Source organism: Rathayibacter sp. RFBD1 (genome assembly GCF_002932915.1).
Taxonomy (GTDB): domain Bacteria; phylum Actinomycetota; class Actinomycetes; order Actinomycetales; family Microbacteriaceae; genus Rathayibacter.
Window position 1 is genome coordinate 56,008 of sequence record NZ_PSWQ01000028.1, and the last position, 8,525, is coordinate 64,532.

Consider the following 8,525-nt stretch of genomic DNA (forward strand, 5'->3'; position numbering starts at 1 on the left):
CATCGAGATGCCGCCCCGCGGGACGGCGTTCCCGCCTCTACTTCTTCGGCAGCGCCGCCGACAGGTCCGCGATCAGGTCGGACGAGTCCTCGAGGCCCACCGAGAGGCGCACCAGCGATTCCGAGACCTCCAGCGGCGTGCCCTTCACCGACGCGTGCGTCATCTCGCTCGGGTAGCCGATCAGCGACTCGACGCCGCCCAGCGACTCCGCGAGCTGGAACAGCTCGGTCGACTCGGCGAACTTCCGGGCGGCGCGCGGCGTCGCGAGCTCGAGCGAGAGCATCCCGCCGAACCGCGACATCTGGCGCTTCGCCAGCTCGTGGCCGGGGTGCGAGGGCAGGCCCGGGTAGTGCACGGCCGTCACCGCCGGGTGCTCGACGAGGAACTCGGCGACCGCCTGCGCGTTGACGGAGTGGCGCTCCATCCGCACCCCGAGGGTCTTGATGCCGCGGACCGTGAGCCATGCGTCCATCGGGCCCGAGATCGCTCCGACCGCGAACTGCAGGAACGCGATCTTCTCGGCCAGCGGCCCCGAGCGCAGGGCGAGCGCGCCGCCGACGACGTCCGAGTGGCCGCCGAGGTACTTCGTGGTCGAGTGCACGACCACGTCGGCACCGAGTGCCAGCGGCTGCTGCAGGGCGGAGGAGGCGAAGGTGTTGTCGACGACGACGATCAGGTCGTGCGCGTGGGCCAGGTCGGCGAGCTCGGCGATGTCGCTGATGGTCATCAGCGGGTTCGACGGGGTCTCGACCCAGAGCATCTTCGTCTCGCCGGGGACGATCGCCCGCTGCACCTCGCGGAGGTTCGACATGTCGACGGCCGTGTTGCGCACGCCCCAGGCGCTGTGCACCCGGTCGATCAGGCGGTGGCTGCCGCCGTACGCGTCGTTGCCCAGGACGACGTGGTCGCCGGGCGCGAGGGCGGCGCGCAGCAGGGTGTCCTCGGCGGCGAGGCCGGAGGAGAAGGAGTAGGCGACGTCCGCGCCCTCGAGCGAGGCGATGAGCTCCTGGAGCGAGTCGCGCGTCGGGTTCGCCGAGCGGGCGTACTCGTAGCCGCCCCGGAGACCGCCGATGCCGTCCTGGACGAACGTGGAGGTCATGTAGACGGGCGGCACGACCGCCCCGGTGGTCGGATCGAACTCCTGGCCGGCGTGGATGGCGCGGGTGTCGAAGTGCTGCTTCTTGGGCATGGTGCGGGCTCCCTGGGTCGGAGGTGCGGAGGCGGCGGCCGTCAGGCCGTGGCGTAGGTGAGGAGGTCCTGTCGGGTGATCACCGCGACGGGCTTGCCCTCGTCGGTGACGAGGAGGGCGCTGTGCTCGGTGAGCGCGGCGCGGGCGGCGGTGATGCTCTCGCCGAGCCCGATCAGCGCGAGCGCGTCGCCCACGCAGTCGCCGAGCGGGTCGTTCATCGAGGCGGATCCGGCGAAGACGCGGTCGAGCAGCTCGCGCTCGTCGACGGCTCCGACGACCTCGCCCATCACGACCGGCGGCTCGGCGGTCAGCACCGGGAGCTGCGAGACGCCGTACTCGGTCATGATGCCGATCGCGTCGCGGATCGTGTCGGTCGGGTGCGCGTGCACGAGCGCCGGGAGGTCGGCCTGCCCGCTCGCCGCCCTCGCGCGGAGCACGTCGCGGACGGTGCCCTCGTCGCGCATCTCGAGGAAGCCGTAGGAGCGCATCCAGCGGTCGTTGAAGATCTTGCCGAGGTAGCCGCGCCCGCCGTCCGGCAGGAGCACGACGACGACGTCGTCCGGCCCGAGACCGGCGGCGGCCTTGAGCGCGACGGAGACGGCGAGCCCGCTCGATCCGCCGACGAGCAGCCCCTCCTCGCGGGCGAGGCGGCGGGTCATCGCGAACGACTCGGCGTCGCTGGAGGCGATGATCCGGTCGACCACGCTCGGGTCGTACGCGCTCGGCCAGAAGTCCTCGCCGACGCCCTCGGTCAGGTACGGGCGACCGCCGCCGCCCGAGTAGACGGAGCCCTCGGGGTCGGCGCCGACGATCTGCACGCGGCCCTCCGACACCTCCTTGAGGTAGCGGCCGACGCCGCTGATGGTGCCGCCCGTGCCGACTCCCGCGACGAAGTGGGTGAGCCGGCCGGCGGTGTCGCGCCAGATCTCGGGTCCCGTGGTCTCGTAGTGGCTGAGCGGTCCGTTGAGGTTCGCGTACTGGTTGGGCTTGAAGGCGCCGGGGATCTCGCGGGCGAGGCGGTCCGAGACGGAGTAGTAGGAGGCGGGGTCCTCCGGAGCGACGGCCGTCGGCGTCACGACGATCTCGGCCCCGTAGGCGGTGAGGACGTTGCGCTTGTCCTCCCCCACCTTGTCCGGCAGCACGAACACGCAGCGGTAGCCGCGCTGCTGCGCGACGAGGGCGAGGCCGATGCCGGTGTTGCCGCTGGTCGGCTCCACGATGGTGCCGCCGGGCTTCAGCAGCCCGTCGCGCTCGGCGGCGTCGATGATGCGGGTCGCGATGCGGTCCTTCGACGAGCCGCCGGGGTTCAGGTACTCGACCTTGACCAGCACGGTCGCCTGCACGCCCGCCGCGACCGGGCCCAGCTTCACCAGCGGGGTGTCGCCGATGAGGTCGAGGACCGAATCGGCGTAGGCCATCCCGGTCTCCGGGCGTGCGGGAAGGGCGCGATCCAGGCTCATCCCGCCAGCGTAGCAACCGGCTCCGGGCGTGTGACGGGGGTGGGCGGAGGCACAGGGAGCGGTCTCGGGAGGGGAGTGCCGCCGGTCGCGCCGGTGCCCTATCGTGGGGGTCCGCGAGCGCCGCCGTCGACCCGGAACGGACCCCGAATGACCTCACCGATCGCCGCACCGCCGCGGCGTCCGGCCGACATCCACCTCCTCCGCCTGCTCGGCCCGGCGCTGGTCGCCGGAGTCGCCTACCTCGACCCGGGCAATGTCGCCAGCAACATGACGGCCGGCGCCCGGTTCGGCTACCTCCTGGTCTGGGTGGTGGTGCTCGGCAACCTGATGGCCTGGCTCATCCAGTACCTCTCGGCGAAGCTCGGCCTGATGACCGGCCGCAGCCTCCCGGAGCTGCTCGGCGACCGCCTGCGCGGCCGCTGGGGCCGCCGGGCCTACTGGCTGCAGGCCGAGACGGTCGCGATGGCGACCGACCTGGCCGAGGTGATCGGCGGCGCGATCGCGCTCAACCTGCTCTTCGGACTGCCGCTGCTGGCCGGCGGCGTGGTCACCGGCGCGGTCTCGCTGGTGCTGCTGCTCGTGCAGACGCGGGGCGGGGCGCAGCCGTTCGAGCGGGTGATCACGGCGCTGATGGTGCTGATCGCCGTCGGCTTCACGGTCGGCGTGGTCGTCGATCCCCCGGACGCGGGCGCGACCGTCGCCGGTCTCGTGCCGCGCTTCGAGGGCTCGGAGTCGGTGCTGCTCGCCGCCTCGATCCTCGGCGCGACCGTCATGCCCCACGCGATCTACGCCCACTCCGCGCTCGCCCGCGACCGCTTCGGCCACGTCGAGGGCGTCGGCGCGCGCCGGAGGATCCTGGTCGCCACCCGGATCGACGTGACGATCGCCCTCGCCATCGCCGGCACCGTGAACCTCGCGATCCTGCTCCTCGCCGCGCACTCCCTCGCGGGAGTCGCCGGGACCGACAGCCTCGAGGGCGCCCACGCGGCCATCGGAGCGGCGCTCGGCCCGGTGGTCGCGACCCTGTTCGCCGTCGGCCTGCTCGCCTCCGGCCTCGCCTCGACCTCGGTCGGCGCGTACGCGGGAGCCGAGATCATGCACGGTCTGCTCCAGGTGCGGGTGCCACTCATCGCCCGTCGTCTCGTCACGCTGATCCCGGCGCTCCTGGTGCTCGCGATCGGCTTCGACCCGACGCGCGCGCTGGTGCTCAGCCAGGTGGTCCTGTCGTTCGGCATCCCCTTCGCGCTCGTGCCGCTCGTGATTTTGACCCGCGACCGCCGCCTGATGGGCGACCAGACGAACCGCTGGTTCACCACCCTCGCCGCCGCCCTGGCCGCCGTCTTCCTCATCGTCCTGAACGGCCTGCTGCTCTGGCTCACCTTCGCCCCCTGAGCGGAGCCACGGCGCACCGTCCCACTCCTCCGCGGCCTCCTCTCCCGCTGATCGAGCGGCCCGCTCCGCGGGCGCATCGAGATCCCCCTGACCGCGCATTGATCCGATCCGAAGCCTCGCTCGTTATCCTCTGAGAGCGCCTCTCAGGCGCCTGCGCCCGCCACAGGCGCCTTCCGCCCTCAGAACGAGAGACGCCGCCGTGCCCAAAGACACGATGTCCGCCAAGAACCGCGCCCGACAGGAGAAGCTCGAGGCCTACAAGCGCGAGCAGGACCGCCGCAAGCGCGGCTCCCGCATCTGGATCTGGTCGCTGTCGGCCCTGGCCGTCCTCGCCGTCGGCGGGATCGTCGCGGTCACCGTCTTCGGGAACCAGCAGATCGTCGAGGCGCGCGAGATCGACGGCCTGCAGACCTTCGACAACGACGCCACCCACGTCGCCGGCGCCGTCGACTACCCGCAGACCCCGCCGGCGGGCGGACCGCACAACGCCGTCTGGATGAACTGCGGCGTCTACGACGAGCCCGTCCCGAACGAGAACGCGGTGCACGACCTCGAGCACGGCGCCGTCTGGGCCACCTACGACCCCGAGCTCCCGCAGAGCGAGGTCGACGCCTTGATCGCCGCGATGCCCGACACCTACTCCGTCGTCTCGCCCTACGAGGGCCTCGAGTCGCCCATCGTGCTGAGCGCCTGGGACGCCCAGGTCGCGATCGACTCGCCCGAGGACCCCCGCATCGACGCCTTCGTCGAGCGCTTCTGGCAGTCCTCGAGCGCTCCGGAGCCCGGCGCCCCCTGCACCGGAGGGATCGATGCGCCCGGCAAGCAGTAGGGGCCGGATCCTCGTCGCCGCGGTCGCCGTGGTCGCGCTCCTCCTCGGGGCGGCCGGCGGCTACCTCTTCGGCGCGCTCGCCCCGTTCGCCTCCGCCGCGACGCCCTCGAGCGCCAGCGCCGAAGCGGGCTTCGCGCGCGACATGCAGGTGCACCACCTGCAGGGCGCCGAGCTGGCGATGATCGCCCGCGAGCGCAGCGCCGACGACGAGGTCCTCACCGTCTCGAAGGACATCCTGCTCACCCAGCAGCAGCAGGCCGGGCAGCTCTTCGGCTGGCTGAACTCGTGGGGCCTGCCGCAGGCTGCTCCGGAGCCCTCGATGACCTGGATGGGCCGGCCGACCCTGGCCGGAGCCGCCGACGAGCACTCGTCGATGGGGATGGGGACCGAGGACGGAGTCGTGCCGGCGAGCATGCCCGGTCTCGCGACGCCGGACCAGATCGCCGCCCTCAGCAGCGCGTCGGGCCGCGACTTCGACCGGATGTTCCTCGAGCTGATGATCGCCCACCACCGCGGCGCGATCGACATGGCCGAAGCGCTGCTCGCCCGGAGCCGCGTGACGGTCGCCACCGACTTCGCCTCCTCCGTCGTGAAGGCCCAGGAGGCCGAGATCTCGCTGATGGAGCAGATGCTCGAGGACCGCCCGGCGGAGTGACCGCCTCCGGCGCGCACGACAGCGGCTGAGAGTGGTGCGCCTCCCCACCCGGGCAGGGGCACGTGCTCGCCGCCGACGTCGTGCACGGAGCCGGAGCCGGAGCCGCTGGAGGGCGCGTGCCGCCGCAGCGGTGGAGGCCTCTCCGCCGGCATCGCGCACGACGACCACCCTTCGCTCGGGCCGGCTGCACGTGCACTGAGTGGAATCGCCTTGCCCTGACCGACAGATGCCGGTTGGATGCTCCCGGCGCCCCGACCATCAGGGCGCGAGACCGCCTCGAGGAGCAGCACATGACCGATCCCAGCCCGTCCGCGACCGTCTGGCCTCCGCCGCTCCCGTCGACGAAGGACAGGGGGCGGAAGCAGGACCGCCGTCGCCGTCGCGTCCCGCTCGTCGCACTGGTCTGGGCGTCCGTCGGAGCCCTCGTGGTCGGAACCGCCCTCGGCGGCGCGGGCGGCGCCTCCGACAAGACCGAACTGGAGGAGCGGCTCGCGGCCGTGCAGCAGCAGCTGAGCACGGCGGAGGACTCGCTCGACGAGCAGACCGAGGCGCGCGCCGGGGCCGAAGCCGAGCGGAGCGCCGCCGAGGCGTCGGCCGCAGGACTTCAGCAGCGGATCGACACGATGACGGCCGACGCCGCCACCTCGACCACGACGCTGGCGAGCCGCGACGCCCGGATCGCCGAACTCGAGGCCGCCGCCACCGCAGCTGCCGCCGCCGCCCCGGTCGCGGTCGCCGAGGTCGCTCCCGCCGCGGCCCCCGCCGCAGCAGCGCCGGCAGCCGCCTCGACCGGAGGAGCAGGAGCGGCGTTCTACGCCAACTGCGACGCCGTCCGTGCCGCCGGGGCCGCGCCGATCCGCACGGGTGACGCCGGCTACAGCCGCAAGCTCGACCGCGACGGAGACGGCGTCGGCTGCGAGTAGCCCCGCGAAGTCCGGCCGCCGATCCGCGGCTCAGCCCTGGAGGGCCGACTCCGTCTGCTGCGCGTAGAGCGAGGCGTAGAGACCGCCGAGGCCGAGCAATTCGCGGTGGGTGCCCGACTCGACGATCCGGCCGCCCTCGACGACGTGGATGACGTCGGCCGACACGATGGTCGAGAGCCGGTGGGCGATCGCGATCGTGGTGCGGCCGCGGGCGGCGTCGTCGAGCGCGGTCTGGACGATCCGCTCCGAGACGGTGTCGAGGGCGCTGGTCGCCTCGTCGAGGATGAGGACCGCCGGGTCCTTCAGCAGGACGCGCGCGATCGCGAGCCGCTGCTTCTCGCCTCCGGAGAGCCGGTAGCCGCGCTCGCCGACCAGCGTGTCGTAGCCGTCGGGGAACGACGTGATCGTCGCGTGGATGTTCGCGGCGCGGGCGGCCGCCTCCAGCTCCTCCTGCGTCGCGTCCGGGCGGGCGTAGCGGAGGTTGTCGCCGATCGTCGCGTGGAAGAGGTAGGTCTCCTGGCTGACGATGCCGATGTGCGAGACGAGCGACTCCTGCCGCAGCTCGCGCACGTCGGTGCCGGCGAAGCGCACCGCTCCCCCGGCCACGTCGTAGAGGCGCGGGACGAGGTACGAGATGGTGGTCTTGCCCGCGCCGGAGGGACCGACGAAGGCGACGAACTGGCCCGGCTCGATCGCGACCGAGACGTGGTCGAGCGTCGGGCGCGCGTCCTCCGCCTGGTCGGGGTAGCGGAACACGACGTCGTCGAGCTCGACCCGGCCGAGCTCGCCCGAGACCTCGCGTGCATCGGCGCGGTCGGTGATCGCCGGGCGCAGGTCCAGGTACTCGAAGATGCGGGCGAACAGCGCTCCGGCCGTCTGCAGGTCGAGCGCGACGCGCATCAGGCCCAGGAGCGGCCACATCAGGCGCGCCTGCACGGTGGTGAAGGCCACGACGGTCCCGGCGGTGACGGTGGTGCCGCCGAGGATCAGCCAGGCGGCCACGAGGTACACGATCACGGGGATGACGGAGAGGAAGATCTGCACCATCGCGAAGAACCACTGGCCGGACATCTGCTGCCGCACCTGGAGCTCGATCTGGCGGCCGTTCTCGTCGGCGTAGCGCGTCACCTCCGACTCCTGGCGGCCGAAGCTCTTGGCCAGGAGGATGCCCGAGACGCTCAGGGTCTCCTGGGTGATCGCGGTCATCTCGGACAGCGACTCCTGCGTCTTCGTCGCGATGCGCGCCCTCACCTGGCCGACGCGGCGCTGGGCCACGACGAGCACCGGAGTGAGGACGAGGGCGACGATCGTCATCTGCCACGAGAGCAGGAGCATCGCGACGACGGCCGCGATCACGGTGACGGTGTTGCCGAGCACGCTCGAGACGGTGTTCGTGAGCACGTTGGCCACGCCGCCCACGTCGTTGGCGAGGCGCGACTGGATGACGCCGGTGCGGGTGCGGGTGAAGAAGCCGAGCTCCATCGCCTGCAGGTGGCGGAAGAGGCGGATGCGCAGCTCCCCCATGACCGTGTTGCCGACGGTCGCGGTGAGGTAGGTCTGCCAGACGCCGAGGATCGCCGAGAACGCCCAGACCAGCACCATGACGCCGACCAGCTCGAGCAGCACGGGGAGGTTCGGGCGTCCGCCGGGCGGGAAGAGCCCGCGGTCGAAGGCCAGCTGGGTGAGGAGCGGCGGCACCACCGTGAGGGCGGCGCCGACGAGAACGAGGATCACGGTGAGCGTGAGCTTGGGGCGGTGGTCGCGGAAGAGTCCCGCGATGCGCCGGAGCAGGTCGTCGACCTTCGGAGCCGCCGCGTTGATCTCCCGCTGGCTGTCCGGATCGCTGCTCGAGATCCTCCCGCCGCGCGCCCCTCCGCGCATCCCGCCGCCTGCCGCGACGTCACCCATCCTGCTCACGGCTCGACCCTAGCCCCGCCCGCCCCCGGACCCCCGCCCCCACCCCCCCGCCCTCGCGCACCGCCTCCCCCCCCCCCGCCTCCCCCCCCCCCCCCCCCCGCCCCCCCCCGCCGGGGGCGCGGGCGCCGCCCTCCCCCCCCACCGGCTCCCCCCCCGCGGG

Annotated in this window: 7 protein-coding genes; 4 read left to right on the plus strand and 3 right to left on the minus strand. The window is 72.9% G+C overall.

From position 1 onward, the window contains the following. Positions 1–37 precede the first annotated feature (37 nt). Both C5D50_RS15995 and C5D50_RS16000 read right to left on the minus strand, forming a co-directional pair. Positions 38–1,189, minus strand: coding sequence for a cystathionine gamma-synthase (locus tag C5D50_RS15995; protein WP_104224345.1), 1,152 nt, complete (start codon positions 1,187–1,189; stop codon positions 38–40). A 41-nt stretch (positions 1,190–1,230) separates the two neighbouring features. Beyond that, positions 1,231–2,607, minus strand: coding sequence for a cystathionine beta-synthase (locus C5D50_RS16000; protein ID WP_104234473.1), 1,377 nt, complete (start codon positions 2,605–2,607; stop codon positions 1,231–1,233). 189 nt (positions 2,608–2,796) lie between these two features. On the opposite strand from C5D50_RS16000, the gene C5D50_RS16005 reads away from it, so the two are divergent. The 4 genes from C5D50_RS16005 (at position 2,797) to C5D50_RS16020 (ending at position 6,448) form a co-directional block, all read left to right on the plus strand. Next, on the plus strand, positions 2,797–4,041 hold the full coding sequence (locus tag C5D50_RS16005; RefSeq protein WP_104284009.1) for an Nramp family divalent metal transporter: 1,245 nt from the start codon (positions 2,797–2,799) through the stop codon (positions 4,039–4,041). A 199-nt stretch (positions 4,042–4,240) separates the two neighbouring features. After that, positions 4,241–4,870 (plus strand): DUF3105 domain-containing protein, encoded by a 630-nt coding sequence (locus C5D50_RS16010; RefSeq protein WP_244230507.1) that lies wholly within the window; start codon positions 4,241–4,243, stop codon positions 4,868–4,870. Then, on the plus strand, positions 4,851–5,525 hold the full coding sequence (locus C5D50_RS16015; protein ID WP_104284010.1) for a DUF305 domain-containing protein: 675 nt from the start codon (positions 4,851–4,853) through the stop codon (positions 5,523–5,525). The genes C5D50_RS16010 and C5D50_RS16015 overlap by 20 nt, the downstream gene beginning before the upstream one ends. 290 nt (positions 5,526–5,815) lie before the next feature. Next, entirely contained in the window at positions 5,816–6,448 is a 633-nt protein-coding gene (locus tag C5D50_RS16020) for an excalibur calcium-binding domain-containing protein (RefSeq protein ID WP_104284011.1), read from the plus strand. A 30-nt stretch (positions 6,449–6,478) separates the two neighbouring features. Here C5D50_RS16020 and C5D50_RS16025 read toward each other — a convergent pair whose 3' ends face one another. Continuing rightward, positions 6,479–8,356 (minus strand): ABC transporter ATP-binding protein, encoded by a 1,878-nt coding sequence (locus tag C5D50_RS16025; protein ID WP_104247708.1) that lies wholly within the window; start codon positions 8,354–8,356, stop codon positions 6,479–6,481. Positions 8,357–8,525 lie beyond the last annotated feature (169 nt).